At 65.7% G+C, this 26,127-nt stretch carries 25 protein-coding genes; 19 read left to right on the forward strand and 6 right to left on the reverse strand.

The window, feature by feature from the left end:
• Positions 1-69: 69 nt before the first annotated feature.
• The 8 genes from ACTJK0_RS10710 to ACTJK0_RS10745 all read left to right on the forward strand — a co-directional run bounded on the left by ACTJK0_RS10710 (position 70) and on the right by ACTJK0_RS10745 (position 8,194).
• A complete protein-coding gene (locus tag ACTJK0_RS10710) occupies positions 70-759 on the forward strand; it encodes a GntR family transcriptional regulator (protein WP_440745139.1) in 690 nt (229 codons plus the stop codon).
• 132 nt (positions 760-891) lie between these two features.
• A complete protein-coding gene (locus tag ACTJK0_RS10715) occupies positions 892-1,890 on the forward strand; it encodes a sugar phosphate isomerase/epimerase family protein (protein WP_440745140.1) in 999 nt (332 codons plus the stop codon).
• 35 nt (positions 1,891-1,925) lie between these two features.
• Positions 1,926-3,647, forward strand: a complete 1,722-nt coding sequence (dhaL, locus tag ACTJK0_RS10720) for a dihydroxyacetone kinase subunit DhaL (RefSeq protein ID WP_440745141.1) — start codon at positions 1,926-1,928, stop codon at positions 3,645-3,647.
• Between the two features lie 10 nt (positions 3,648-3,657).
• Entirely contained in the window at positions 3,658-4,152 is a 495-nt protein-coding gene (locus tag ACTJK0_RS10725) for a ribose-5-phosphate isomerase (protein WP_440745142.1), read from the forward strand.
• Positions 4,149-5,102: a 3-hydroxyacyl-CoA dehydrogenase family protein gene (locus ACTJK0_RS10730; RefSeq protein WP_440745143.1), complete on the forward strand. Its 954-nt coding sequence runs from the start codon at positions 4,149-4,151 to the stop codon at positions 5,100-5,102. Before ACTJK0_RS10725 ends, ACTJK0_RS10730 begins: the two co-directional genes overlap by 4 nt.
• A 37-nt stretch (positions 5,103-5,139) precedes the next feature.
• Entirely contained in the window at positions 5,140-5,907 is a 768-nt protein-coding gene (locus ACTJK0_RS10735; RefSeq protein ID WP_440745144.1) for an SDR family NAD(P)-dependent oxidoreductase, read from the forward strand.
• Between the two features lie 101 nt (positions 5,908-6,008).
• On the forward strand, positions 6,009-7,355 hold the full coding sequence (locus ACTJK0_RS10740) for an MFS transporter (RefSeq protein WP_440745145.1): 1,347 nt from the start codon (positions 6,009-6,011) through the stop codon (positions 7,353-7,355).
• A 29-nt stretch (positions 7,356-7,384) separates the two neighbouring features.
• A complete protein-coding gene (locus ACTJK0_RS10745; protein ID WP_440745146.1) occupies positions 7,385-8,194 on the forward strand; it encodes a triose-phosphate isomerase family protein in 810 nt (269 codons plus the stop codon).
• Here ACTJK0_RS10745 and ACTJK0_RS10750 read toward each other — a convergent pair.
• Positions 8,152-8,634, reverse strand: coding sequence for an SRPBCC family protein (locus tag ACTJK0_RS10750; protein WP_440745147.1), 483 nt, complete (start codon positions 8,632-8,634; stop codon positions 8,152-8,154). The two genes, ACTJK0_RS10745 and ACTJK0_RS10750, sit on opposite strands and share 43 nt — an antisense overlap.
• On the reverse strand, positions 8,631-8,987 hold the full coding sequence (locus tag ACTJK0_RS10755; RefSeq protein ID WP_110543909.1) for a metalloregulator ArsR/SmtB family transcription factor: 357 nt from the start codon (positions 8,985-8,987) through the stop codon (positions 8,631-8,633). Before ACTJK0_RS10755 ends, ACTJK0_RS10750 begins: the two co-directional genes overlap by 4 nt.
• A gap of 144 nt (positions 8,988-9,131) precedes the next feature.
• Between ACTJK0_RS10755 and ACTJK0_RS10760 the strand changes: the two genes are divergently transcribed.
• From ACTJK0_RS10760 to ACTJK0_RS10800, 9 genes are all read left to right on the forward strand, one after another.
• Entirely contained in the window at positions 9,132-9,536 is a 405-nt protein-coding gene (locus tag ACTJK0_RS10760; RefSeq protein WP_440745148.1) for a tautomerase family protein, read from the forward strand.
• Between the two features lie 186 nt (positions 9,537-9,722).
• Positions 9,723-10,748, forward strand: coding sequence for a 5-dehydro-2-deoxygluconokinase (gene iolC / locus ACTJK0_RS10765; protein ID WP_440745149.1), 1,026 nt, complete (start codon positions 9,723-9,725; stop codon positions 10,746-10,748).
• A complete protein-coding gene (locus ACTJK0_RS10770; RefSeq protein ID WP_440745150.1) occupies positions 10,745-11,683 on the forward strand; it encodes a Cgl0159 family (beta/alpha)8-fold protein in 939 nt (312 codons plus the stop codon). Before iolC ends, ACTJK0_RS10770 begins: the two co-directional genes overlap by 4 nt.
• A gap of 29 nt (positions 11,684-11,712) precedes the next feature.
• Complete coding sequence (gene iolD / locus ACTJK0_RS10775) at positions 11,713-13,671, forward strand: 3D-(3,5/4)-trihydroxycyclohexane-1,2-dione acylhydrolase (decyclizing) (protein ID WP_440745151.1); 1,959 nt, start codon at positions 11,713-11,715, stop codon at positions 13,669-13,671.
• 34 nt (positions 13,672-13,705) lie between these two features.
• Positions 13,706-15,217, forward strand: coding sequence for a CoA-acylating methylmalonate-semialdehyde dehydrogenase (locus ACTJK0_RS10780; RefSeq protein WP_440745152.1), 1,512 nt, complete (start codon positions 13,706-13,708; stop codon positions 15,215-15,217).
• Between the two features lie 144 nt (positions 15,218-15,361).
• Positions 15,362-16,273 carry a sugar phosphate isomerase/epimerase family protein gene (locus ACTJK0_RS10785; RefSeq protein ID WP_440745153.1) on the forward strand — a complete coding sequence of 304 codons (912 nt, stop codon included), beginning with the start codon at positions 15,362-15,364 and terminating at the stop codon, positions 16,271-16,273.
• Between the two features lie 32 nt (positions 16,274-16,305).
• Positions 16,306-17,319: a Gfo/Idh/MocA family protein gene (locus ACTJK0_RS10790; protein WP_440745154.1), complete on the forward strand. Its 1,014-nt coding sequence runs from the start codon at positions 16,306-16,308 to the stop codon at positions 17,317-17,319.
• Between the two features lie 73 nt (positions 17,320-17,392).
• Entirely contained in the window at positions 17,393-18,268 is an 876-nt protein-coding gene (locus ACTJK0_RS10795; protein ID WP_440745155.1) for a sugar phosphate isomerase/epimerase family protein, read from the forward strand.
• Positions 18,265-19,701, forward strand: a complete 1,437-nt coding sequence (locus tag ACTJK0_RS10800; RefSeq protein ID WP_440745156.1) for a sugar porter family MFS transporter — start codon at positions 18,265-18,267, stop codon at positions 19,699-19,701. Before ACTJK0_RS10795 ends, ACTJK0_RS10800 begins: the two co-directional genes overlap by 4 nt.
• Before the next feature lie 79 nt (positions 19,702-19,780).
• Here ACTJK0_RS10800 and ACTJK0_RS10805 read toward each other — a convergent pair whose 3' ends face one another.
• Entirely contained in the window at positions 19,781-20,230 is a 450-nt protein-coding gene (locus tag ACTJK0_RS10805; RefSeq protein ID WP_440745157.1) for a MarR family winged helix-turn-helix transcriptional regulator, read from the reverse strand.
• A 168-nt stretch (positions 20,231-20,398) separates the two neighbouring features.
• On the opposite strand from ACTJK0_RS10805, the gene ACTJK0_RS10810 reads away from it, so the two are divergent.
• Positions 20,399-21,619: an MFS transporter gene (locus ACTJK0_RS10810; RefSeq protein WP_440745158.1), complete on the forward strand. Its 1,221-nt coding sequence runs from the start codon at positions 20,399-20,401 to the stop codon at positions 21,617-21,619.
• Here ACTJK0_RS10810 and ACTJK0_RS10815 read toward each other — a convergent pair.
• From ACTJK0_RS10815 to ACTJK0_RS10825, 3 genes are read right to left on the reverse strand one after another with little or no spacing between them, the layout of a single operon-like run.
• Positions 21,616-22,632 (reverse strand): LacI family DNA-binding transcriptional regulator, encoded by a 1,017-nt coding sequence (locus ACTJK0_RS10815; protein WP_440745159.1) that lies wholly within the window; start codon positions 22,630-22,632, stop codon positions 21,616-21,618. The two genes, ACTJK0_RS10810 and ACTJK0_RS10815, sit on opposite strands and share 4 nt — an antisense overlap.
• A gap of 47 nt (positions 22,633-22,679) precedes the next feature.
• On the reverse strand, positions 22,680-23,573 hold the full coding sequence (gene iolB / locus ACTJK0_RS10820; RefSeq protein WP_440745160.1) for a 5-deoxy-glucuronate isomerase: 894 nt from the start codon (positions 23,571-23,573) through the stop codon (positions 22,680-22,682).
• 17 nt (positions 23,574-23,590) lie between these two features.
• Positions 23,591-24,331: a GntR family transcriptional regulator gene (locus ACTJK0_RS10825; RefSeq protein WP_440745161.1), complete on the reverse strand. Its 741-nt coding sequence runs from the start codon at positions 24,329-24,331 to the stop codon at positions 23,591-23,593.
• A gap of 296 nt (positions 24,332-24,627) precedes the next feature.
• Between ACTJK0_RS10825 and ACTJK0_RS10830 the strand changes: the two genes are divergently transcribed.
• A complete protein-coding gene (locus ACTJK0_RS10830) occupies positions 24,628-26,046 on the forward strand; it encodes a sugar porter family MFS transporter (protein ID WP_440745162.1) in 1,419 nt (472 codons plus the stop codon).
• Positions 26,047-26,127 lie beyond the last annotated feature (81 nt).

The raw sequence follows: 26,127 nt of genomic DNA on the forward strand, positions 1-26,127 counted from the left end.
CCGGCGCGGGTGTGCCCGGACCAACCGACCCCGGCATTCCTGCACCTTTACCGGCTATAGGATTTCTACATGGCAACCAAGAACCCCGCCTCCGGCGGCGTGAGCAGGCAGGTCCTTGCCGACCACGTCTATGAAGCGCTCCTGGTTGCCCTGATGGATGGCCGGCTGGAGGCCGGCACGCCGGTCAGTATCGACGGCATGGCACGCGAGCTGGACGTTTCCCCGACGCCCGTTCGCGAGGCGCTCGCCCGGCTGGAAGCCACCGGCATGGTCCGCAGGATGGCCCTGCGCGGCTACCGGGTAGCGCCGCTGTTCACCCCCGATGAGTTGGCAGACCTGATGGACGCCCGGCTGGTGATCGAACCGGCCAACGCCTTCATGGCCTGCAAGCACGCAGGCCAGAAACTCACCGGGCAGCTCCAGCAGGCCATCGAGGATTTGAAAGCCGCGCCGCGCGGGCCGTCGTTCGCCGAATTCCGCTCGTATTGGGAAGCAGACGAACGTTTCCACCGGCTTATCGCCGAATCGGCAGACAACCAGTTCCTGCTGTCCGCCTACAATGCGCTGGGTGGCCAGGTGCAGCGTTTCCGCTTCTTTGGCGGCCTGGGCGTGACCGACGCCGATTACGCCATCGCGGAACATTCCGAGATTCTCCAGGCTTTTGAGGCCGGCGACGCTGAGCTGGCCCGACGGAAGATGATCGCCCACATCGAAGGCGTCAAGCAGCGCTCGCAGCACGACAGCGAAGTTCGCAGCTAGCCGTACCCCCTGGCGCTGCCCCTCGCGCCGCAATATCCTTGGCCTCCCAGTGAGGCCGCCACCAAGACCCTTGACAGGCCCACCTACAAGCATAGATCCTATAGGAAATGCGATTCTAGATCTGGAGTGACAATGCCGTACACCGCCGAAAACTGGCCCATCGCCGCCGCCCTGCTGCAGTTCCCCGGAACCCGGCCGGACGGAACCACTGTCCAGGAGGCCCCCGCCAGCGACTGGCAGCAGGTCTTCGAGGAAGTGGCCGACGCCGGTTTCACCAATGCCGACCTCACCGACAGCTGGGTCCGCCCCGGCGATCTTTCCAGTGCCCGGCTGGATGAACTGAAGGCCGCTGCCACCGCGGCAGGCCTGGGTCTTCCCTCCATCTCAGCCATCCGCCGCAGCGTGATCGAGGAAGGGAAGTGGGAGGAAAACCTGGCCTACACCCACCGCACCCTCGAAGCCGCTGCCCATCTCGGCTGCGAAGTTGTCTCCATCGGCCTGCACCAGGCCATTACCCGCGAGCAGCAGAAGCAGCTGTGGTTCTGGACCGTCGAAGGCCACAAGGACCCGGTGGGGGACAAGGAAATCTGGAACAACGCCGTCACCCGCATCCGCGAAGTGGGCAAGCACGCCGCCGAACTCGGCCTGTTGGTTTCGCTGGAAATGTACGAGGACACCTACCTGGGCACCGGAGATTCCTCCGTGCAGCTGGTCCAGGACATCGACCTGCCCAACGTCGGCCTGAACCCGGACCTCGGCAACCTGATCCGCCTGCACCGACCCGTCGAAGACTGGCGCGAATTGGTGCACAAGACGCTGCCGTACTCCAATTACTGGCACGTCAAGAACTACATCCGCGATGAGGACCAGGCCCGGGACTACTACGTCGCCATGCCGGCCCCCATGGAATCAGGCCTCATCAGCTACCGCGAAGCCTTCCAGTTCGCCCTGTCTGTCGGTTTCCAGGGCATCATCTGCACGGAGCACTACGGCGGGGACGGCCTGAGCGTCACCGCCGCCAACCAGGACTACCTGCGCCGCCAGGTCCTGCCCAAGCGGGACAGCTACGCACTGGGAACCAGCCTGGTGGCCCAGGGCAGGCAAACCCCGGCTGCCGTCCCGGCACACTAAGTCCCGCAATCACCCAAGCGGTTCAACGAGGAATCATGACAAAGATATTTGACGATCCAGCGCAGTTTGCCGACGACGCCCTCGACGGCTTCGTCGCAGCAAACGGCCAGTACGTTGCGCGTGTTGACGGCGGCGTGGTCCGCTCCACGGAATCTCCGGCGGGCCAGGTGGCACTGGTCATCGGCGGGGGCTCCGGCCATTACCCGGCCTTCGCGGGCCTTGTCGGCGCCGGACTCGCAGCCGGAAGCGCCTGCGGCAACATGTTTGCATCCCCCTCGGCAGGCCAGGTCTACCGCGTGGCCAAGGCAGCCCAAACCGGCGGCGGCGTCCTCCTCAGCTACGGCAACTACGCCGGTGACGTCCTCCATTTCGGCCAGGCACAGGACAAACTGAATGCCGAAGGCATCGAAACCCGGACCATCCTGGTCACTGATGACATCGCCAGCGCTCCCCTCGAAGAGATCGGCAAGCGCCGCGGCATCGCCGGCGACCTGACAGTCTTCAAGGTGGCCGGCGCGGCAGCAGAGGCGGGGCTGCCCCTGGACGAGGTGGAGCGCCTCGCCGTCAAGACCAACCACCACACCCGGTCGCTCGGCGTGGCCTTCGCCGGTTGCACCCTTCCCGGAGCAGCCGAGCCCCTCTTCACGGTTCCTGAGGGCATGATGTCGGTTGGGCTGGGGATCCATGGCGAACCGGGCATCTCCGAGCAGCCGCTGCCCACCGCACGTGAGCTTGCGCGGCTCCTGGTGGACGGCCTGCTCAAGGACAAGCCGGATGCGGCCGGGACCAGGGTGGTGCCCATCCTCAACGGTCTGGGAACGGTCAAGTATGACGAACTGTTCCTGCTGTTCGGCAGGATCGAGGCGCTGTTGACCGCTGCCGGACTGGGCATCGTTGAACCGGAATGCGGTGAACTGGTGACCAGCCTGGACATGTCCGGCCTGTCGCTGACCCTGTTCTGGCTGGACGACGAACTGGAGAAGTTCTGGTCGGCACCGGCTGACACGCCCGCCTTCCGCAAGGGCAACCTCGCTCCCCGCCGGGCACGGTCGGTCGAATCGCTGGCCGACGCGGATACCGCACCGGCATTGGCAGCCACAGCCGCCTCCACCGCCCTGGCCGCCACGGCCGTGGACGCGCTGAAGGAGGTGCGGGCCGTCGTCGTCGAACACGAGGAAGCGCTCGGAAAGCTGGACGCCATCGCCGGTGACGGCGACCACGGCATCGGTATGCGTCGCGGCGTTGACGCCGCCGTTGCGGCGGCCGAAAAGTCGCACGCCGCCGGAGCCGGACTCGAGGAACTCCTCGCCGAGGCGGGGGAGCAGTGGGCCGAACGCGCCGGCGGTACCTCGGGGGCCCTCTGGGGTGCGGCAGTGACCGCCGTCGGCAGGACCCTCGGCAGCAAGGACGCCTACACTGCCGCAGACGCCGCTGCAGCGGTCAACGCCCTCCGCGACGCCATCGTCACGTTGGGCAAGGCTGAAGCAGGGGACAAGACCATGGTGGACGCGCTCCTGCCGTTCGCCGACACCTTCAGCAAGGCCATTGACGACGGCGGCAGCCTGGCCGCGAGCCTTCGAACGGCAGCGGAGGCTGCGGCGCAGGCCGCTGACGCCACTGCCGCACTGAGCCCGAAGAAGGGCCGCGCCCGGCCCCTGGCCGAGAAGAGCCTGGGCCACCCCGACCCCGGCGCCGTCTCTTTCGGCCTCATCGCCCGCAGGGTGGCCGAGTACGCCGCCACTGTCGAAAGCCACTAAGGAGAATCACATGAGCGAGAACACCCAGCCAGGCTGGCGCATCGTCGTCGGCAACGATGAAGCCGGCGTGGAATACAAGAATGCCCTCCGCGCACTGCTCGAAGCGGACCCCCGCGTTGCTTCGGTAGAGGATGTCGGCGTCGGCGCCGACGACAGCACCGCCTATCCGCACCTCGCCGTCGCTGCCGCCCGCAAGGTGGCAGCTGGGGAGGCGGACCGTGCCCTCCTGATCTGCGGAACCGGATTGGGCGTCGCCATTTCCGCCAACAAGGTCCCGGGCATCCGGGCGGTCACGGCCCACGACAGCTATTCGGTGGAACGGTCAGTACTGTCCAACAACGCCCAGGTGCTAACCCTGGGCCAGCGCGTGATCGGCCTGGAACTGGCCAAGAAGCTCGTGGGCGAGTGGCTGGACCACCGCTTCGATGAAAACTCCGCATCCGCGGCCAAAGTAGACGCCATCTCCTCCTACGAGGACGCGTCGGAAGGACTTGAGGACAAATGAGCACACGCAACATCGCCGTCGTCGGCTCGGGCTACATGGGCGGCGGAATCGCCCAGGTCCTGGCGCTCGCCGGAGCACGCGTCGCACTGGCCGACGTTTCCGCCGAAATCGCCCAAAGCAATTACGCACGGCTGCTGAAGGAATCCGACGAGTTCGTCGCAGCAGGCCTCTTCCCGGCCAACGCCACCGACCTGCTCAAGGAAAACCTCTGGGCAGCCAAGGACATTGAAGAAGCGGTGGCGAACGCCGAGTACATCGAGGAAGCCGTGCCGGAGGTCCTGGAGATCAAGCACGCCACCCTTACCCGCATCAGCGCCGCAGCCCGGCCGGACGCCATCATCGGCTCCAACACGTCCACCATCTCCATTGCCAAACTGGCCGAAGTGGTGGATCATCCGGAGCGTTTCCTGGGTGTCCACTTCTCCAACCCCGCCCCGTTCATCCCGGGTGTGGAAGTCATCCCGCATGAAGGCACCTCTGAAGCCACCGTCCAGGCTGCACGCACGATCGTGGGGGAGACCGGCAAGGAGACGGCGACCGTGAAGGACGTCACCGGCTTCGTCCTCAACCGGCTTCAGTACGCCCTCTTCCACGAGGCCGCCCAGGTGGTGGAGGAAGGCATCGCCACCGCGGAAGACGTGGACACCCTGGTCCGCACCACCTTCGGCTTCCGGCTGCCGTTCTTCGGCCCGTTCGCAATCGCGGACATGGCCGGGCTGGACGTCTACGCCTTCTGCTACAAGTCCCTGCAGACCGGCTTCCCGGAGCGGTTCGCCACCCCGCGGATCCTCCAGGAGAAGGTGGACGCCGGCCAGCTTGGCACCAAGACCGGTTCCGGGTTCCTCGACGTTCCCGCCGAGCGGACCGCAGCCCTGGTTGCCTACCGGAACAAGGCATACGTGGCCATGCAGAAGCTCATCGAGGAACTGGGACCGGCTCCGCTGTCCTAGGCAACGCTGCCCAGATCCCTCCATGCAAAGGAAATCCATGACCTCATTTCCCACCGACCGCACGGTGATCGTTACCGGTGCCGTGTCCGAGCGCGGCATCGGCCGGGCCACCGCCGAATACCTTGCCGAGCGCGGCTGGAACATCGGCGTGATCGACCTGGACGACGCCGCCAGCAAGAACCTGGCCAAGGAACTTGCGGACAGGCACGGTGTCCAGGCCCACGGTGCCGGCGCCAATATAGGCGACGAGGCTTCCGTGCGCGCCGCCATCGACGAGATCGAGGCCGAGCTTCCCCAGCTGGTGGCCCTGGCAAACATCGCAGGCGTCAGCTCACCCGTTCCCTACCTGGAGCTCGATGGAGCCGAATGGGACCGCGTGGTCAACATCAACATGAACGGCGTCCACTACGCCACCCGCCGGGCGGCCGAATCGATGGCCAGGAACCGGCTGGGGCGGATCGTGAACATTTCGTCTGTGTCCGCGCAGCGCGGCGGCGGAACGTTCAGCAAGACGCCGTACTCCGTGGCCAAGGCCGGCGTCATCGGCCTGACCCGTGCCACCGCCCGGGAACTGGGCGAGTACGACATCACCGTCAATGCCATCTCGCCTGGCCCGATCGACACGGACATTATGGGCGGCACCCTCAGCGAGGAACGCAAGGATGAGCTCGTCAAGGACCTGGTGGTAAACCGGGTGGGCACCACGCGCGACGTCGCCGCGGCCATCTGCTTCCTCATCGGCGAAGACGCCGGGTACATCTCCGGACAGACGCTGAACGTCGACGGCGGGCTGTACATGCACTGACGGCGCCCACCTCCCGGCACCACAAGGCCGGGCGCCACAACAAACCCGCAGGCCGCCGGCCCGCCGGGCAACACCAACGTCACCACTCGAAGGAGAGTGTTGTGTCCGAAACCACTGCAACATCCAGGGAGCTTCTGGCCCGCCCGGTCCTGAAGTCCGCCATCTTCAAGGCGGCCCGCCGGCTGATGCCGATGCTGGTCATCCTCTACGTCGTTTCGTTCCTGGACCGCACCAACGTCGGCTTCGCCGAGGCGGCCCTTGGTGCGGACAAGGGGGTGTCCGCCGCGGCCTTCGCCCTGGGCGCGGGTATCTTCTTCATTGGCTATGCCATCTTCGAGATCCCCAGCAACCTGCTGCTCAAGAAGGTCGGCGCCAAGATCTGGCTGGCGCGCATCGCCATCACCTGGGGCATCGTCTCGGCATGCTTCGCCTTTGTGCAGGGTGAGACCTCGTTTGTGATCCTGCGTTTCCTCCTCGGCGTGACCGAAGCCGGACTGTTCCCCGGGGTGATCATGTACCTGGCCGAATGGTTCCCGAACAAGGTGCGCGTGCAGATGTTCGCCATCTTCTACTTGGCCCAGCCGTTCTCCCAGATGATCGGCAATCCACTCTCCGGCTGGCTGATCAACATTGGTGACCAGGTACCGGGCCTGCGCGGCTGGCAGGTCATGTTCTTCGTTGAAGGCATGCTCGCTGTCCTGGCAGGAATCGCGGCCTTCTTCTTCCTGATCAATGGGCCCGGGAAGGCCAAGTTCCTCAACCCTGAGGAAAAGTACGCCCTGAAGGAAGTCATGGCGCTGGAGGACACCATCAAGGACGAAACGGGGCCACGCGGCATCCTGGCCGCCATGCGCAACGGCCGCGTCTGGTACTTCACGGCCATCTACTTCTGCCTGCAGATCGCCGTCTACGGCGTGACGTTCTTCCTGCCGCAGCAGGTGTCCTCGCTGACCGGGCAGAAGGTTGGACTCGCCGTCGGCCTCCTGATCGCCGTGCCGTGGTTCTTCGGCATTTTCGCCTGCTACTTCATCGGCAAGGCCGCAGACACCGTGGCCAAGCGCCGCAAGTTCGGCACCATCCTGTTCCTCTCGACGGGCCTGTGCATCTTCGGCTCGGCCTGGGCAGGAACCAACCACCAGCCGGTCCTGGGCATGATCTTCATAACCTTGGCGGTCTGCAGCTTCCTGGCCGTCGGTCCCGTTGTCTGGTCCTATCCCACCGCATTCCTGGCCGGCTCGGCTGCTGCCGCAGGCATCGGCCTGATCAACTCGCTGGGCAACCTGGGTGGCTTCGTGGCGCCGATCCTCCGGACAGCCGTCAACGAGGCAACGCACTCGCCCACCGGATCCATGGGCGTCTACGCCCTGGGTGTCCTGCCCTTCGTGGCGGCGGCAATGATGTTCGCCACCAGACGGTTCAAGAACAAGGCCGACGACCTCCTCGACTGAGCCGGTCCCGGCATTTACCCAAGGAAATGATGAGCACCTCCGGCAGCAACACAGGCAACCGCCCCCTTTACATCGGTGTCAGCACCAAGATGTACATGGGCTACCAGGCGAGCCTGCGCTGGCTGTCGGAGGTTCGCTCTTTTGTCGATGACAGGCCCGGACTGGCCGCAAAGGATTCCCCGGTCCGGGTCTTTGTCATCCCGTCCTTCCCGGTCCTGGAACCCGCCGGGCGGATCCTGGCAGGCTCGCCCGTACTCCTCGGCGCGCAGAACTGCGCATGGGGTGACGGGCCGCTGACGGGTGAGGTCAGCCCCGGCATGCTGGCCGAACTCGGCGTCTCACTCGTCGAGATCGGCCATGCCGAACGCCGACGGCTTTTCGCTGAAGACGATGCCGTGGTGGCACGCAAGGTGCGTGCCGCCGTCGGCCATTCCCTTACCCCGCTGCTGTGCATCGGCGAGCCGGACAAGCTCGACGCCGGGGCTGCCGCGGACTTCTGCGTGGGGCAGGTCCTCGCTGCCACGGAAGGCGACTCCGCCCTGGCGGCGCGCCTTGTCCTGGCCTATGAACCGGTGTGGGCCATCGGCGCGCAGGAACCGGCGCCGCCGCAGCACGTCAACGCTGTCCTCACCCGGATCCGGGCTGCCCTGGGCCCGGGCTGCCCCATCATTTACGGCGGCAGCGCCGGACCCGGACTGCTCCCGCAACTGCCCGCCGCGGATGGGCTGTTCCTGGGCCGCTTCGCCCACGACGCAGCGAACCTGGCCCGCGTGCTTGACGAGGCCCTTCTCCTGCGTCAGACCGACGCGCCCGCCAACAGTTCGTCCAGCCGCTCATAGCCCTCGGACATGCCGCCCTCCATGCCTGAGTGCAGCATGCCGTTCCGCGCCTCCATGCTCTGGTACATGGCGTGCCCCCGCAACCGGCACCGGCCGCCGTCGAGCGCTTCAAAGGTCATGGATTCCAGGCTGACGGAGTCCGGATATCCGCCGAACTCGAAGGTCTGCAGGGCGAAGTCGTTCTCGCGCACTGTGTGGAAGATGCCGCGGAACTCGTACGGCACCCCGTCCGGGCCGGTGTGGATGTACCGGTAGCTCCCGCCGGTGCGGAAATCGTAATGGTCCATCTCCATCTTCATGCCCCGCGGGCCCAGCCACTGGGCCACCAGCTCCGGGTCCTTGTGCGCGCGGAACACATCCGCTACCGGAAAGTCGAACTCCCGCTCGAAGTCGATGTAGGGGAGACCCTCCGGTGCCGTAATTTTCAGTGGATTGCTCATTTCTCTTCCTTTGCCGTTGGCGCCGCTTGCCCGGCGCTGGATTCAAGCACGGCCTCCAGGCTGCGGAACTGCTCCTCACGGACCAGCCGGTATTGGCCAATCCAGGCAGTGAGCGCCTCCAGCCGTGCGGGGTTCAGGTGGACGGGCCTGCGCTGGGCATCCCGGGTACGGGTCACCAGCTGCGCCTGCTCGAGTACCTGGATGTGCTTCGAGACTGCCTGCTTGGAAATCTCGAACGGTTCCGCCAGCTCGTTCACCGTGGCCGGGCCCCGGCTCAAACGGGCAATGATGCTTCGCCGTACGGGGTCGGCCAGGGCGAGGAATGCGGAGTCCAATCCCGCGTCATCGGTCATGTCCGACCTCTAATCAACTGTCTTGTTTATCAACCTATCGGTTGATTAATACTAATCCTGTTCCTGTCAGTCTTCAAGGGTCTTGTTTCGGGAAAAGGCAGTTTGTTAGTATGTCAGGACAAACTATTCGAGGGAGAGACTTTCATGCCGCTGGTTCGTATCGACGTCAACGAGGGCCGCCCAGCGGAGGATCTGCAGAAGCTGAGCCGCGGGATCCATGACGCCATCCTTTCCGAGTATGGAATTCCGGAACGGGACTACTTCCACATCCTGACCGAGCACCCGCAGGGGCAGATTTTCGCCCAGGACGCCGGGCTGGGCTTCGAGCGCACCGGGGGTGTGGTCATGATCCAGATCTTCACCCAGGAGGGGCGTACGCAGGAGGCGAAGCAGCGGCTTTTTGCGGCAGTGGCCGAGAAGCTTGCCGCTATTGGCGTGGCAGGCGAGGACGTCTTTATCGGCTACGTCGAAAACAGTGCCGGCGACTGGTCCTTCGGCTTCGGCCGGGCCCAGTATATTACTGGCGAATTGGCGGTCCCGAAGAAGTAGTCGTACGCCCAACCATGGGGGATGGGCGGACGGAAAACCATGTTGTAAGTATGTCAGTACAAACCTTTGACAGGACATTAGATCTAGGGCAAAGTAGTGCCTGTGGCCCACACCACGGCCTGCCAGTTCCGGAGCTCCTGCCCCTCAAAGGATTCGAGTTCCACACCAGAAAGGTCCACGATTACCGTGACCCACGAGCTTCTTACGATCGGGCGCATCAGCGTTGATATCTACCCGAACGACATCGGCGTTGGCCTGGAGGACGTTGAGTCCTTCGGCAAATACCTTGGTGGTTCGCCGTCCAACGTCGCCGTCGCCGCCGCCCGCCACGGCCGGCGGACCGGCGTGATCACCCGTACCGGGGACGATCCTTTCGGCGCGTACCTGCATCGTGAACTCCACAAGTTCAACGTGGACGACGCCTTCGTCAGCCCGGTCAAGGACTGGCCCACGGCGGTCACGTTCTGTGCCATCAAACCCGCGACGGACGAGTTCCCGCTCTACTTCTATGGCCGCTTTCCCACCGCCCCGGACCTGCAGATAGCCGCGGAAGAGCTGGACCTGGACGCCATCCGCGGCGCCGGGATTTTCTGGTCCACGGTAACCGGCCTGTGCCAGGAACCCAGCCGCAGTGCCCACATCGCCGCGCACGAAGCCCGGCCCCGCACCGGCCTCGCCGAGGGACAGTTCACCATCCTGGACCTGGACTACCGGCCCATGTTCTGGACTTCCGAGCAGGAAGCCCGCGCGGAGGTCGCAAAGATCCTGCCGCACGTTACCGTTGCCATCGGCAATGACAAGGAATGCGCGGTTGCGGTCGGCGAGGGCACCCCGGACGAGCAGGCGGACCGGCTGCTGGCCGCCGGGGTCGAAATCGCCGTCGTCAAGCTCGGCCCCGAAGGCGTGATGGCCAAGACCCGCACCGAACGGGTGGTCTCCGCCCCCGTCCCGGTGGAAACCCTGAACGGCCTGGGTGCCGGTGACTCCTTTGGCGGCGCCTTCTGCCATGGCCTGCTCTCTGGCTGGCCCCTGGAACAGGTCCTGGATTACGCCAACGCCGCCGGTGCGATCGTTGCCTCCCGCCTGTCCTGCGCCGATGCGATGCCGACGCCGGAGGAGGTCACCTCGCTGCTGGCAGAACGGGGCCGGCCAGTTCCCGGCACCGGTGTTTCCGGCGCTTCGCAGCTTGCCACCGAAGGAGCAGCACTGTGACCCTCACACCCCTTGCCTCGAACAATGCCGTGGATGATGACCCGCGCCGTTATGAACACCTGAGCACCATCCGCCTCGAAGACCCGGACGCGGTGGCCCGCGCCGCCCAGTCCCGGCGCCGCCACCCAGGTCTGAAGTCCGGCCGGCAGAACTTCATCGTCGCCGCGGACCACCCGGCCCGCGGTGCCCTCGCCGTGGGCAACGATCCCGTGGCCATGGCCGACCGCCGGCAACTGCTGGACCGGCTCCAGGTCGCGCTGGCCAACCCGGCCGTGGACGGTGTCCTGGCCTCCCCGGACATCATGGACGACCTGCTGCTGCTGGGTGCCCTGGACGGCAAGCTGGTGTTTGGTTCCATGAACCGCGGCGGCCTGTCCGGGCTGGTCAACGAGTTCGATGACCGGTTCACCGGCCACACCGCCGCCGCTTTGGAAGCACTCGGCGCTGACGGCGGGAAGATGCTGACGCGGATCTGCCTGGGAGACCCCGACACGGTCGTGACGCTGGAAGCGGCCGCGAAGGCGATTGACTCGCTGGCGGAGCGGAAGCTGATCGCCATGGTGGAGCCGTTCCTGTCCGTCCGCGAAAACGGCCGTGTCCGCAACGATCTCTCCCCAAATGCCGTCATCAAGTCCGTCGCGATTGCCGAGGGCCTGGGTTCCACCAGCGCCTACACGTGGATGAAGCTTCCCGTGGTGGCGGAGATGGAACGCGTCATGGCCGCCACCACCATGCCCACCGTCCTGCTGGGCGGTGACCCAGACGGCTCCCAGGATGAAGTCTTCGCCACCTGGGGTGCCGCGCTGGCACTGCCCGGCGTGCAGGGGCTTACCGTTGGCCGCACCCTGCTTTACCCCTCCGACGGGGACGTCGCGGGCGCCGTCGCAGCGGCTGCCTCGCTCCTGCATCACACCACTGAAATCCCGGAGAACTAGCAATGGGCGCAACAACAGGAACGCGGAGAATGACGGTGGCACAGGCCGTCGTCGAATACCTTTCCCGGCAGTACACCGTCGACAACGTGGGTGGCGTTGACTACCGCGAACGGCTGATCCCGGGCACGTTTGGTATCTTCGGGCACGGCAACGTGGCCGGCGTGGGCCAGGCGCTGAAGCAGTACCAGCAGCAGGACCCCACCCTGATGCCGTACTACCAGGGCCGGAACGAGCAGGCCCAAGTCCACCAGGCCGTCGGATACGCCCGGCACACCCGCCGCCGCCAGACCTACGCGATCAGCACCTCCATAGGCCCGGGCTCGTCCAATCTGTTGACCGGCGCCGCGCTGGCCACCACCAACCGGCTACCGGTGCTGCTGCTGCCCTCGGACACGTTCGCCACCCGCGCCGCAGACCCCGTGCTGCAGCAGCTTGAGCAGCCCTACGCCTACGACATCACGGTCAATGATGCGTTCCGGCCGCTGTCCAAGTTCTTTGACCGGGTCAACCGGCCCGAGCAGCTGTTCTCCGCGTTCCACCACGGCCTGCGCATCCTCACCGACCCGGCCGAGACCGGCGCGGTGACCATCTCCCTGCCGCAGGACGTCCAGGCCGAGGCCTTCGACGTCCCCGAAGAATTCCTTGCCGAGCGGGAGTGGCGGATCCGCCGCCCCGACGCCGACGACGAGGACATCGCCCGCGCCGCCGCAGCGATCCGCGCTGCAAAGCGTCCGCTGATCATCGCCGGGGGCGGCGTCCTCTACGCCTACGCCAACGACGAACTCGCCAAACTGGCCGAGCTGACCGGGATTCCGGTAGGCAACACGCAGGCCGGCGTCGGCGTCCTGCCCTGGGACCACCAGTTCTCCCTCGGCGCCATTGGCTCCACCGGCACGACGGCGGCCAACGCCATTGCCGCCGAGGCGGACCTGATCATTGGCATCGGCACCCGCTACGAGGACTTCACCACCGCGTCCCGGACGGCATTCCAGAACCCGGACGTGAAGTTCGTGAACATCAACGTCGCCCCGATCGACGCCTACAAGCACGGCACCACGCTGCCGATCGTCGCCGACGCGCGCAAGGCCCTGGTCAAGCTCAACGCCGCCCTCGGCGGGTACCGCGTCGGTGCCGACCTGGAGCAGAAGATCGAGGCGGAGAAGAAGCGCTGGAACGCCACGGTCGACGAGGCCTTCGACACGAGGTTCACCCCGTTGCCGGCGCAGAACGAGATCATCGGCGCGACCAACCGGGCCATGGACGCCCGCGACGTGGTCATCTGCGCGGCGGGTTCGCTACCGGGTGACCTGCACAAGATGTGGCGCGTCCGGGACCCGTTCGGTTACCACGTGGAATACGCCTACTCCTGCATGGGCTACGAAATCCCCGGCGGCCTGGGCGTCAAGCGGGCAGCGATCGCCGAAGCAGCAAGCACGACGGCGTCAGGCGCCGTCGGTGGGGAAGCGGCCCAGGTGCGGGACGTCGTCGTGATGGTGGGGGACGGTTCCTACCTGATGATGCACACCGAACTGGTCACCGCCGTCGCCGAACGCATCAAGCTGATCGTGGTCCTGATCCAGAACCACGGTTACGCCTCCATCGGATCCCTCTCCGAGATGCTCGGTTCGCAGCGGTTCGGCACCCAGTACCGTGCCCTCGACGAGGAACAGCACAGCTTCGACGAGGGCGAGACCTTGCCCGTGGACCTGGCCCTGAACGCCCAGTCCCTGGGCGTGAAGGTCATCCGGATCGAACCCGGCGAGAAGGTCATCGCCGAACTCGAGCAGGCCATCCGCGACGCCAAGGCCGCACCTGAAAACAGTGGACCGATCCTGATCCACGTCGAGTCCGACCCGCTCCTGGACGCACCGTCCTCCGAGTCCTGGTGGGACGTCCCCGTCTCTCAGGTCTCCGAACTGGAGTCAACGAAACAGGCCTTCCAGACCTACGTCGACCACAAGAACCGCCAGCGCAAACTGCTCGGCTAAGCACCTCTCTTTTTACTACTCAAGGAAGAGTCCCATGACTGCCATCACCACCGAAACTGTCATCAACCACTTCATCAACGGCGCAGAAACTGCCGGCGAAGGTGACCGCACCACGAACGTGTACAACCCGGCCACCGGTGCCGTGTCCGCCACTCTGCGGCTGGCCAACCGCGCCGACCTCGAAACCGCTGTCGCAGCCGCCCGCAAAGCCGCCGACACCTGGGGCGACATCTCCCTGGCCAAGCGCACCGCGGTGTTGTTCAAGTTCCGCGAACTCGTCGCCGCGTACGTCGAAGAGCTGGCACAGTTGGTCACGGCCGAACACGGCAAGGTCATCTCCGACGCCAAGGGCGAGATCGGCCGCGGGCTGGAAGTCATCGAATACGCCTGCGGCATCCCCACCCTGCTCAAGGGCGACTACTCGGACCAGGTCTCCACCGGCATCGACGTCTTCAACTTCCGCGAGCCCCTCGGCGTGGTTGCAGGCATCACGCCGTTCAACTTCCCCGTGATGGTGCCGCTGTGGATGGCGCCGATGGCGATCGCCACCGGCAACGCCTTCATCCTCAAGCCCTCCGAGCGGGATCCCTCAGCCTCCCTGCTGCTGGCCAAGCTGTGGAAGGAAGCCGGCCTGCCGGACGGTGTGTTCCAGGTCCTGCACGGTGACAAGGAAACCGTGGACGGGCTGCTGACCCACCCGGACGTGGACGGCATCTCCTTCGTCGGCTCCACCCCGATCGCCCAGTACGTCCACGAAACCGCCACCAGGCACGGCAAGCGCGTCCAGGCCCTGGGCGGGGCGAAGAACCACGCCATCATCCTGCCCGACGCCGACCTGGACAACGCCGCCGACCACCTCGCCGCTGCCGCCTTTGGCTCCGCCGGCGAACGCTGCATGGCCATCTCCGTGGCCGTCGCCGTCGGAGAGGCCGCGGACCTGCTGGTCAAGAAGGTCGAAGAGCGGGCCCTGGCCGTGAAGGTCAACAACGGCACCGCACCCGACGCCGAAATGGGCCCTGTCATCACGCCGGCCTCCAAGGAACGCATCGTGCGGATCGTCACCGAAGCCGAAGCTGCGGGCGCCGCCATGGTGGTGGACGGACGCGATCTGGTGGTCCCCGGCCATGAGGACGGCTTCTGGGTCGGCCCCACCGTGATCGACCACGTCAAGACCGAAATGACTGCCTACACAGAGGAAATCTTCGGACCCGTCCTGGTGGTGGTCCGTGTGGACACCCTGGAAGAGGGCATCAAGCTGATCAACGCCAACCCCTACGGCAACGGCACCGCCATCTTCACCTCCTCCGGCGCCGCAGCCCGCAAATTCCAGCGCTCCGTCACGGTCGGCATGATCGGCATCAACGTGCCCCTGCCCGTCCCGGTGGCCTACCACTCCTTCGGAGGCTGGAAAGCCTCCCTCTTCGGTGACAAGCACATCTACGGCCCTGAAGGCGTCAGCTTCTACACCCGCGGCAAGGTTGTCACCTCCCGCTGGCCCGAAACCCACCACGCCTCCGGCGCCTCCTACAACTTCCCCTCCAACTAGTCCCCACCGCCTCCCTTACCTCGCAAGCTCGGCAAGGGAACCCGGGCGGCGTGGGCCCACCAACCCCCGTCGATTGCTCCGTAAACGTCGTTTTGAGCGTCCAAAACGACAACGACGGAGCAATCGATGCAAAGGAAAAGACAAATGACTGAGAACAAGCTGATCATCGGCACGGCACCGGACTCCTGGGGCGTTTGGTTCGCGGATGACCCCAAGCAGACCCCGTGGGAACGCTTCCTCGACGAGGTGGCCGAGTCCGGCTACAAGTGGATCGAGCTGGGACCCTACGGCTACCTTCCCACCGACCCCACCCGCCTGGCGGAAGAGCTGAAGCAGCGCGACCTGCAGATCTCCGCGGGAACCGTCTTCACCGCGTTCCACCGGGGCCTGGACCAGTGGGAATCCGCGTGGGAGCCGGCCCGCAAAGTCGCCGAACTGACCGCAGCCATGGGCGGCGAGCACATCGTCGTCATCCCCGCCATGTGGCGCGACGACGTCACCGGCGAAGCCGTGGAAAGCGGCACGCTCAGTGATAAATCCTGGAGCGACCTGTTCGCCGGTCACAACCGCCTGGGGAAAACACTGTTGGAGGACTTCGGCCTGAAGCAGCAGTTCCACTCCCACGCAGACTCCCACGTAGGCGCCCAGGAAGACATCGAGACATTGCTTGGCGCCACGGATCCGCAGTACCTGAACCTCTGCCTGGACACCGGACACGCCGAATACTGCGGCGCCTCCAGTCTTGACCTGATCAAGAACTACCCGGACCGCATCGGCTACCTGCACCTGAAGCAGATCAACCCGGAGATCCTGAAGAAGGTCAACGAGGAAAACATGACCTGGGCGGCAGCCAACCTGGCCGGCGTCATGACCGAACCCCCGAACGGCCTGCCGAACCTCCGCGCGGTCATCGAAGCGGTTGAGGCCCTGGACCGTCCCATCTTCGGCATCGTGGAACAGGACATGTACCCCGTGGCCTTCGACGTTCCCATGCCGATCGCCAAGCGCACCCGCAACTACCTGTTGTCCTGCGGATCCCGCACCGCCGTCAGCTAATCCCAGCCCACAGACACTAGAAGGACAGAACAATGACTGAAACCCTCCGCGTTGCCGTCATCGGTGCAGGCCGCATGGGCGCCGACCACATCCAGCGCCTCAACAAGCGCATCCACGGAGCCGAGGTTGCCGCCGTCGTCGACGTCGACCTCGCCCGCGCCCAGGCCGCCATCGAAGGCATCCCGGGCGCAGTGGCCCTTGCCGACGCCGACGAGGCCCTCAACAACGGCGACGTCAACGCCGTCCTGATCGCCACCCCTGGCTTCCTGCACGAAGACATCCTGCTCAAGGCCCTCGCCAAGGACATCCCGATCCTCTGCGAAAAGCCGCTTACCCCCGACGCCGAGTCCTCCTGGAAGATCGTCGAGTCCGAGGTGGCCCTGGGACACAAGCGCATCCAGGTGGGCTTCATGCGACGCTTCGACGCCGAGTACGCGGCACTGGGCTCGATCATCCGCAACCACGAACTGGGCGAACTGCTGATGCTGCATCACCAGCACCGCAACCCCAGCACCCCCGAGGGCTTCACCAACGAGATGCTCATCAACGACTCCGTGGTCCACGAGTTCGACGCCATCCGCTACTTCACGGGCGAGGAAATCACCAGCGTCCAGGTGCGCCTGGGCAAGGCCACCAGGAACGCCCCCTCCGGCCAGCACGACCCCCAGCACGTCCTGCTCGAGACCGAGTCCGGCGTCCTGGCCGACGTCGAAATCTACGTCAACGCCAAGTTCGGCTACGAGGTGGCCACGCAGGCCTCCTTCGAGGACGGCGTCGTCAGCATCGGCGGCGACAAGGGACCCTACACCCGCAGCGCTGGCCACTGGGGCGGCAACGTCACGCCCGGCTTCGAAGAGCGCTTTGGTGCCGCGTACGACGTCGAAATCCAGTCGTGGGTGGACGCGGCGCTTAAGGGCGAAATCGGCGGCCCCTCCGCCTGGGACGGGTACGCCACCGCTGCGTGCTGCGAAGCAGGCGTTGAAGCACAGAAGAACGGCGAGAAGGTCGCCGTGAAGCTGGCGGCAAAGCCCGACCTCTACAAGTAGGACCGGAAAGGGGGCGGAGCCATCCGTCCCCTTTCGTGTCCCCACCGTTCCTGATCCACAATGGAGTGTTTACGTGAAAATCGCACTTGACCCTACCCCGTTCCACCACTCGCACACCCTGATGGAGTTCCCCCGGGTGGTGGCGGACCTCGGCTACAAGTACATGCAGATGACCCCGCACGCGGACTTCATCCCGTTCTACAACCACCCCAAAGCGGACGATGAACTGGTAAGCCAACTGGGCAAGGCCTGCAAGGACGCCGGAATTGAAATCGCCTCCATCCTCCCTGTCCTCCGCTGGTCAGGCCCGGACGAGGACGCCCGCGAAGCTGCGGTTCGCTATTGGAAGCGTGCCATCCAGATCGCCGTGGACCTGGGCGTCAGCACCATGAACACCGAGTTCAGCGGCCGGCCGGAGAAGGCGGAGGAGTCCGAGCGGGCGTTCTACCGTTCCATGGAGGAACTGCTGCCGATCATCGAGCGTGAAGGCATCGATCTCCTGATCGATCCGCACCCTGACGACTTCGTGGAGGAGGGCCTCGCTGCCATCCGCGTGATCCGCGGCGTGAACTCCGAGAACGTGGGCATGGTCTACGTGGCCTCACACAGCTTCCACATGAAGAACAGCCCTTTGGACATTATGCGGGCGGCGGGGGATAAGCTCCGCCTGGTCCACGTGGCCGACACCATGGACCACCATGCATCCCACGGGCTGCGCTACATCACCAACCCGCCCGGCAACCCCGTCCGAGTGCACCAGCACCTTAAAGTCGGCGACGGCGACGTGAACTGGGACGAGTTCTTCGGCGGCCTGAAGGAAATCGGCTTCCTGGACCGGGACGACACCGTGATGGTGTCCAGCGTCTTCGCCGAGGACGAGAACGCCGAAGAGGTCTCCCGCTACCAGTTGGACACCATAAAGCAGTACGTCCAGAAGGTCAGCCTATGAGTTCGCCTGCCCCTGTGACCAAGGCCCCGCGGCCCGCCAACCACCAGCGGGCCCTGCGGACCGTCACCATCATCTCCACCTTCGGCGGCCTGCTGTTTGGCTACGACACCGGCGTGATCAATGGCGCCCTGCCCTACATGCAGGAAGACCTGGGCCTGACCCCGCTCACCGAAGGGCTGGTCACCTCGTCCCTCCTGTTCGGTGCCGCCTTCGGCGCCCTGTTCGGCGGACGCCTGGCGGACCGCAACGGCCGGCGCAGGATGATCATGGTGCTGGCTGTCGTGTTCCTGCTGGGCACCCTGGGCTGCACCTTCGCACCTAACACCGAAGTGATGATCGCCGCCCGGTTCATCCTGGGCCTGGCCGTGGGCGGTGCCTCAGTGACCGTCCCGGTATACCTGGCCGAGGTATCACCGAGCAGCCGGCGCGGCCGGATCGTCACCCAGAACGAACTCATGATCGTCACCGGGCAGCTGCTGGCGTTTATCTTCAACGCCTACCTGGGCAACTCCTTTGGCGAATCGCACGGCATCTGGCGCTGGATGCTGGTGATCGCCACGCTTCCGGCCATTGCCCTGTGGATCGGGATGAACTTCATGCCCGAAAGCCCCCGGTGGCTGGCCTCCATCGGCAGCTTCGGCGAGACGCTCAGCGTGCTGCAGCGGATCAGGTCGCAGGAGGAGGCGCGCAGGGAGTTCGAAGAAGTCAAAGCCATGGCCGTGGAGGACTACAAGTCCAAGATGGGCTCCTGGAAGGACCTGGGCATTCCATGGCTCCGGCGCATCTTTTTCGTCGGCCTGGGCCTTGCGGTGATCCAGCAGATCACCGGCGTGAACTCGATCATGTATTACGGCACGCAGATCCTGTCCCAGTCCGGCTTCGGCCGCGAAGCGGCACTCACAGCCAACATCGCCAACGGCGTCATTTCGGTCCTCGCCACGTTCGTGGGGATCTGGCTGCTGGGCAAGGTGGGACGGCGCAGGATGCTGATCACCGGCCAGGTGGGGACGACGACGGCGCTGCTGCTGATCGGACTGTTCTCCCTGATCCTGCCGGAAGGATCGGCCCGCGGCTTCACCATCCTGGCGTTGACCGTGACGTTCCTGGCGTTCCAGCAGGGCGCTATTTCGCCGGTGACCTGGCTGATGCTCTCGGAAATCTTCCCGTTGAAGATCCGCGGCCTGGGCATGGGGGCGTCGGCCTTCCTGCTGTGGATCGTGAACTTCCTGATTGGTTTCGGGTTCCCGCAGCTGCTGGCCGCCATCGGCATCTCCAACACGTTCTTCGTGTTTGCCGTCCTTGGCGTGGGGGCCATTGCCTTCGCCGCCAAGTACGTGCCCGAGACCAAGGACAAGAGCCTGGAGGATTTGGAGCACTACTTCAAGAACGTGGCCGGAAACCAAGCCCAGGCTGCCGAAGCCAAGGTCCCCTGACCGCACCAGCCCACAGCCCTGCAGGCAATGCCCCCGTGAAGATCCTTACGGGGGCATTGCCTGCTTACGGGCTGGTGGCCTACGTGCGGGCGTGCAGCCGCGGGAGGGCGTCCACCAGCGGTGCCAGCTCGGGGATGGCCATGGCCTCCTGGAGGGCACGCTCCAGCGTGGCGTCGTGGACCGGGCGCGCCTTTGCCAGCAGGCTGCTGCCGCTGGCGGTGAGCTCGGTGTAGATGCCGCGGCGGTCGTCGTCGCAGAGGATCCTGGTCAGGAGGCCGCGATCCTCCAGGCGGTTGACCAGGCGGGTGGTGGCGCTGGGGCTCAATGCCGTGGCGCGGGCCAGCTGCTGCATCCGCATGTGCCAGCCGTCCTGCCGGCTGAGGGCGTCGAGCACCGTGTACTCCACAACCGACAGCTTGGATTCGGCCTGGAGGGCGCGTTCGAGCTCATTCTCGATCAGCCCGTGCAGGGCAGCCAGGGTCCGCCAGCCCTGGGCGCGGACCTCGACGGCGTCGTCCTTAATGCCCATGCGTACTCCTTCGGGGCGGTCTCCATTAATGAAGGGCCGCTCGTTAGACAAAGATAGTTGCTTGCGCGCTATATTTGCATGTGCAACAATAAATACCGCGTCTGCAACTATCTTAGGCGCCTTCCCGCCACGGGGACAACCACACCTACAGCTCAAAGGAGCATTCGCATGCCTGTTGGCCTGATAGCACTCGCCCTGGGCGGGTTTGGCATCGGACTTACCGAATTCGTCATCGCCGGGCTCCTCCCGCAGGTCGCCGCGGACTTCGCCGTCAGTGAGGCCTCTGCCGGCTGGTTCATCTCCGGGTACGCGCTCTCCGTGGTGGTGGGGGCGCTAGGCCTCACGGCAGCCGTCACGCGGTTCCATCGCAAGCCGGTGCTCGGCGCCCTGCTGGTCCTGTTCATCGCCGGGAACCTGCTGTCCGCAACGGCGGACGGCTACTGGGCCATGATGGCCGGGCGCGTCATCGCCGCCCTCTCGCACGGCGCGTTCTTCGGTATCGGGGCCGTGGTGGCAGCCGGCATGGTTCCGGCCACTAAGAAGGCGGGGGCCATCGCGCTCATGTTCACCGGGCTCACTGCGGCCAACGTCCTGGGCGTACCCTTTGGGACTCTGCTGGGCCAGGCCGCCGGCTGGCGCGCAACCTTCTGGGCCATCACGGTCATCGGCGTCGCCGCGCTCGCCGGCATCCTGGCGCTCGTGCCCAAATCCGCAGGCGACACCGAAGGGGCGGCCAGCCTCCGTTCCGAGCTGCGTGCATTCCGCTCCGGACAGGTCTGGCTCTCGATCGTGGTGACCATCCTGGGCTTCGGCGGCATGTTCGGTGCCTTCACCTACATCGCCTATACCCTTACCGAGGTCTCCGGATTCGCTGCCTCCACCGTGCCATGGCTGCTCATCGTCTTCGGCGTGGGCCTCTTCGCCGGCAACACGCTGGGCGGCAAAGCTGCGGACAGGAATGTTGACCGCACTCTGCTGGTGGTGCTCGGTGCGCTGACAGTGGTCCTGGCGGGATTTGCCCTGGCGGCCACGAACCCCGTGCTGACAGTTATTTCCCTGGTCCTCATGGGCGGCTTCGGCTTTGCCACGGTGCCGGGTCTGCAGATGCGCGTCATGAAGTACGCCTCCGGTGCTCCCACCCTCGCCTCCGGCGCCAACATCGGTGCGTTCAATGTGGGCAACGCCCTTGGCGCCTGGCTGGGCGGCGTCACCATCACCGCCGGACTTGGCTACACCTCTCCGATCTGGGCCGGTGCGGCCATCACTCTGGCGGGCCTTGCCGTGATGGCCTTCGCAGCGGCAGGCGCAAAAAAGACCGGGCGTGGAAGCCGCAATACGGCTCGGGCAACACCGAAGGAACCAGCCCTGCGCCAGCCGACCCTCCGCTAAGCAGCGGGATCGGAGGAGCCGCGCACCATGAGGGCCGGCTCGAGCTTGCGGGTTACGGCCGGGCCGGCCGTGCCCGCAATCCGGTCCAGCATTGCCTGCGCCCCCACCCGTCCAAGCTCCCTGGCGTGCTGGTCGATGGAGGTCAGGCCGATCAGCGGGGAAGCGCCCACCTCGATGTTGTCGCAGCCGACGATCGCCACATCGCCCGGAACCGACAGGTCGCGGGCTTTCAACGCCTCCATGATGCCGATGGCGGTGAGATCATTGTGCGCAAAGACCGCCGTGGGGAGCGTGGCGCCCGAGTCCAGGAACTGCTCCATCACCGCCCGCCCGCCGCGTTCCGTCATATCGCTGTGGACCAGCTGGGGCTCCAGGCCGAACCGCCTCATCGCCTCCAGGTAGCCTTCCCGCCGGGCGGTGTAGGGGAGCCAATCGGAAATATCCACGTGCGCAATCCGCCGGTGCCCCAGCCCGTACAGGTGCTCCACGGCAAGTGCCCCCGAACGGAAGTCGTCGGTCAAAACGGAATCCACGCCGTCGACCTCCAGCTCCCGGGTGATGACGACGGCGGGCGTCCCGCGCAGGGCTCCGGCCAATTCCGCCGAGGTGCCGGTGTAGCCGGCCAGCAGGACGCCGTCCACCCGCAGGTCGACGAAGGAGCGGACCGCCTCCAGCTCCGTGCCCGGATCAGCGGAGCCGACGGCGACCATTACCTGGTTGCCGCTGCCCGCCAGCCCTTCGGTGATGCCGTCATAGATATCGGCGAAGACCGAGTTGTGCAGGTCGAGGAAGAGGACGCCCAGTGTGTTGGTCCGGTGGCTGGCCAGCCGGCTCGCCAGCCTGTTGGGGGAGTAACCCAGGGCGGCGGCGCTTTCCAGCACGGCTGCCCGCTTGGCAGGGGAGACCTTGGATGAATCGCGCATTACCAGGGATACCAGGGCACGGCTCACTCCGGCGTCGCGTGCCACATCCTCCATGGTCACCGACCGGGACGAAGGCGAAGTCTGTTTCACAAGACTCCACTATGCCAGCCGCCGCCGCCCGCCTGGTCGCGCCCGCGTCAGGCGCCGAACGGCAGCCGGGGGTCGATGTTCTGGCTTTCCCACGTCTGCCGGACCCAGCCGTGGTGCGGGTCATCGCTGATCAGCCACTCCCGTACCGGCCCGGGGCCCGCCATGACGTTGAGGTAGTAGAGGTCGTAGCCGGGTGCGGCCATGGCCGGACCGTGCCAGCCGTAGGGGACCAGGACAACGTCGCCCGTGCGGACCTCGGCGGAGACGTCGATGGGGCGTTCATCCGAGGCGTAGACGCGCTGGTAGCCAATGGCGTCGGCGTCACCGGGTGCGGCACCTCCGGCCGCTACCTGGGTTTCGAAGTAGTAGATCTCCTCCAGGGAGGTCTCGCCGTCCTTCTCCTCGTCATGCTTGTGCGGAGGATAGGAGGACCAGTTGCCGGCCGGGGTGAGGACCTCGCACACGATGAACCTGTCTGCCTCGAGCGCCGCCGGCGTGCCGAAGTTGTGGACCTGGCGAGAGCAGTTTCCCGCTCCGCGCAGCTCCACCGGGGTTTCCGCCGCGGACACCAAGCGCGTGGGATGGGACGCCTGTGCCGGCGCGGTTGCCACGGCGACCCGGCCGCCGTCGGCGGAGCTGATGCCCACGGCCCGCCCGGTGCCTGAATAGAGGACATCCGTGGGGCCGGCGAAGACAGAGGAGCGTCCTTCGAGGGGATAATCCGTGCCGTCAACGCTCACGCTGAAGGACCCGCTAAGGGGCACCACAATGCGTTCCTCGTCCGCGGCGGGAAGTTCGACGGCGGCGCCGGCCGGAAGGGTGGCAACCTTTAGTCCCGTATGGGCCCAGCCGTCCACGGCGAGAGCGGAATCGGAGGTTCCGATCGAAACGTCCCAGGTGCCGTCGGTGGCGGTGCCCAGGGGGTAGACCCAGTTGGTCATGGAGTTGGCTCCTTGGATTATCGCTGTACGAGAGTCATTTCAAAGCTGTAGGAATCGGCCCGGTAGACGTGGTGGCCGGTTTCAACGCGGCGGCCGGTATCGTCCATGGCCGTGCGTTCCATGGTGACCAGGGCCGACCCCGCCGGGGTGTCCAGCATGGAAGCCTGGTAGTCGTTGGCGTTCATGGCGCCGATGCGCTGCGTGGCGAGCCGGAAGTTCACGCCACCGCGGCGGAGGATCGAGTACAGGCCTTCCGCGCCCAGCATGGCCTCGTCCATCTCGGCGATATCGTCGCGCACCCAGTTCTCCATGAGGGCCAGGGGCTTACCGCCTACCCGCCGCAGCCTGGTGAAGTGGTAAACCTTCGATCCCGCGGGGAGCTGCAGCGTGGTGAGGGTGGCGTCGTCGGCCTCGACGTGCGAGAAGCTGAGGACCTCGGTGGTGGGCTTCTTGCCGTTGTTGGTGAGGTCGTCGTAGAGGCTGGAAAGTTCCAGCGGCCGGCGCACCTGGCTGGAGACCACCTGGGTGCCCACGCCCCGCTTCCGCACCAGCAGGCCGGAGCGGACCAGTTCGTCCATGGCCTTGCGCATGGTGGGACGTGACAGGTTGAGCTGGGCGGCGAGGTCGATCTCGTTGTCCAGCCGGCTCCCGGGTTCCAGCACTCCGCTGTAGATGGCCGCTTCTATACCCTGGACCACCTGGTGGTACAGGGGCACGGGGGAGGAGCGGTCAATGCTGAGTCCCAGGTTGTTCGCCACGGTGCGTTCCCTCGTCTTCGGTCCCTGCGCGTCCGTCCGGTCCGGACAGCCGCGCCTGCGGCCCATTTGCCGCTATATGTTCTCTTGATAGGACATACTTTCTTCCTCGATCGTAGCAGCAGGCGTATGCGGGTCAAGGGTACGGGCCTTGACCAATAGGGAACGCGGTCAAAATTTAAATTGTGCTGACATTAACACTTTCTCTTGACGGCATGCATTAGAGCGCTCTAAAGTCAGTGGCACGCATCACATTCCTGGCCGGTCTTCCGGTCCCCGAGAGAATCTGAGAGGCAACAATGCTGTTGCAGAAACAAACCCCCGGCGCATCCGGCACGCAGCGCCGCGGATACCTGGCCCGGCTCACCGTCATCTCCACCCTGGGCGGCCTGCTCTTCGGCTATGACACCGGCGTAATCTCCGGCGCCTTGCTGTACATGAACGACTCCCTCAACATGACCGCCGTCGAGGAAGCAACCGTGGTGAGCGCACTGCTGTTCCCGGGTGCCGCGGTCGGCGCCCTTACCGGCGGCCGCATGGCGGACAAGCTGGGCCGCCGCGGCTCCCTGCTCGTGTGTGCACTGCTGTTCCTGATGGGCGCCATCGGCTGCGCCCTTGCACCGAATGTCACCTTCATGATCGCCGCCCGCATCGTCCTCGGCCTGGGCGTCGGCGCCGCCGCGGTCACCTGCCCGTTGTACCTCGCCGAAATGGCACCGGCCCACCTGCGTGGCCGGATGGTGACCATCAACGAACTCATGATCGTGACGGGCCAGATGCTGGCCTTTGCCATCAACGCCCTCCTGGACGCCCTGATCCACGACACCGAAGTCTGGCGCACCATGCTCGGCATCGCCTCCCTGCCCGCCCTCGCACTGCTCGCAGGCATGCTGATGCTCCCCGAATCACCCCGCTGGTACGCCATCCGCGGCCGCCTCGAGGACAGCCGCCGCGTCCTGGACCTCAGCCGCAGCCCCCAGGAAGCAGCTGCCGAATTCGAGGAGATCGCCCGCGCGGCAAGCACCGCAAAGGAAGAGCGCGGCCACGCCCTGCGGGACCTGAAGAACAACCCCTGGATGCGCCGCCTGCTCTATATCGGCATCGGCCTCGCCACCGTCCAGCAGGCAACAGGCATCAACACCGTGAACTACTACGCACCCACCATCCTGGAAAAGAGCGGGCTCGGCGTCAGCGCGTCGCTCGTGGCAACCATTGGGGTCGGCGTCACCTCTGTGCTGATGACCATCCTGGGCATCTGGCTGCTGGGCTTCGTGGGCCGTCGCAAAATGCTGGTCATCGGCTTCTCCGGAGTGGTCGGTTCCCAGGCACTGCTGGCCATCGTCTTCCTCCTGCCGCAGTCGGACCTGGCCAGCTACACCATCCTGGCCGCCATGATGCTGTTCGTGGCCTTTGTCCAGTGCTTCATCGGCACCTGCGTCTGGCTCCTGCTCTCCGAAATGTTCCCGCTGGCCATCCGCGGCTTCGCCATGGGAATTGCGGTCTTCGCCCTGTGGACCGTGAACGCGGCCATCTCCTTCCTGTTCCCCATCGTGGTCAACGCACTGGGTTCTACCGGCACGTTCGGTCTGTTCGTCCTGGTGAACGTGGCATCCCTGGCCTTCGTCATCAAGTTCGTTCCGGAAACCAAGGGCCACTCGCTCGAGGACCTCGAAGCACACTTCCGTGACGGCGCCGTGCCGGCCACGGTCACCGCCTAGCAATATCCACAACGCAGCGCGGGGTCGGACCCATCTCTTCCGGTTTCAACCGGGCAGGTGCGGTCCGGCCCCGCGTCCGCG

It is taken from the genome of Paenarthrobacter sp. 22069 (assembly GCF_052046035.1).
Taxonomy (GTDB): Bacteria; Actinomycetota; Actinomycetes; order Actinomycetales; family Micrococcaceae; genus Arthrobacter.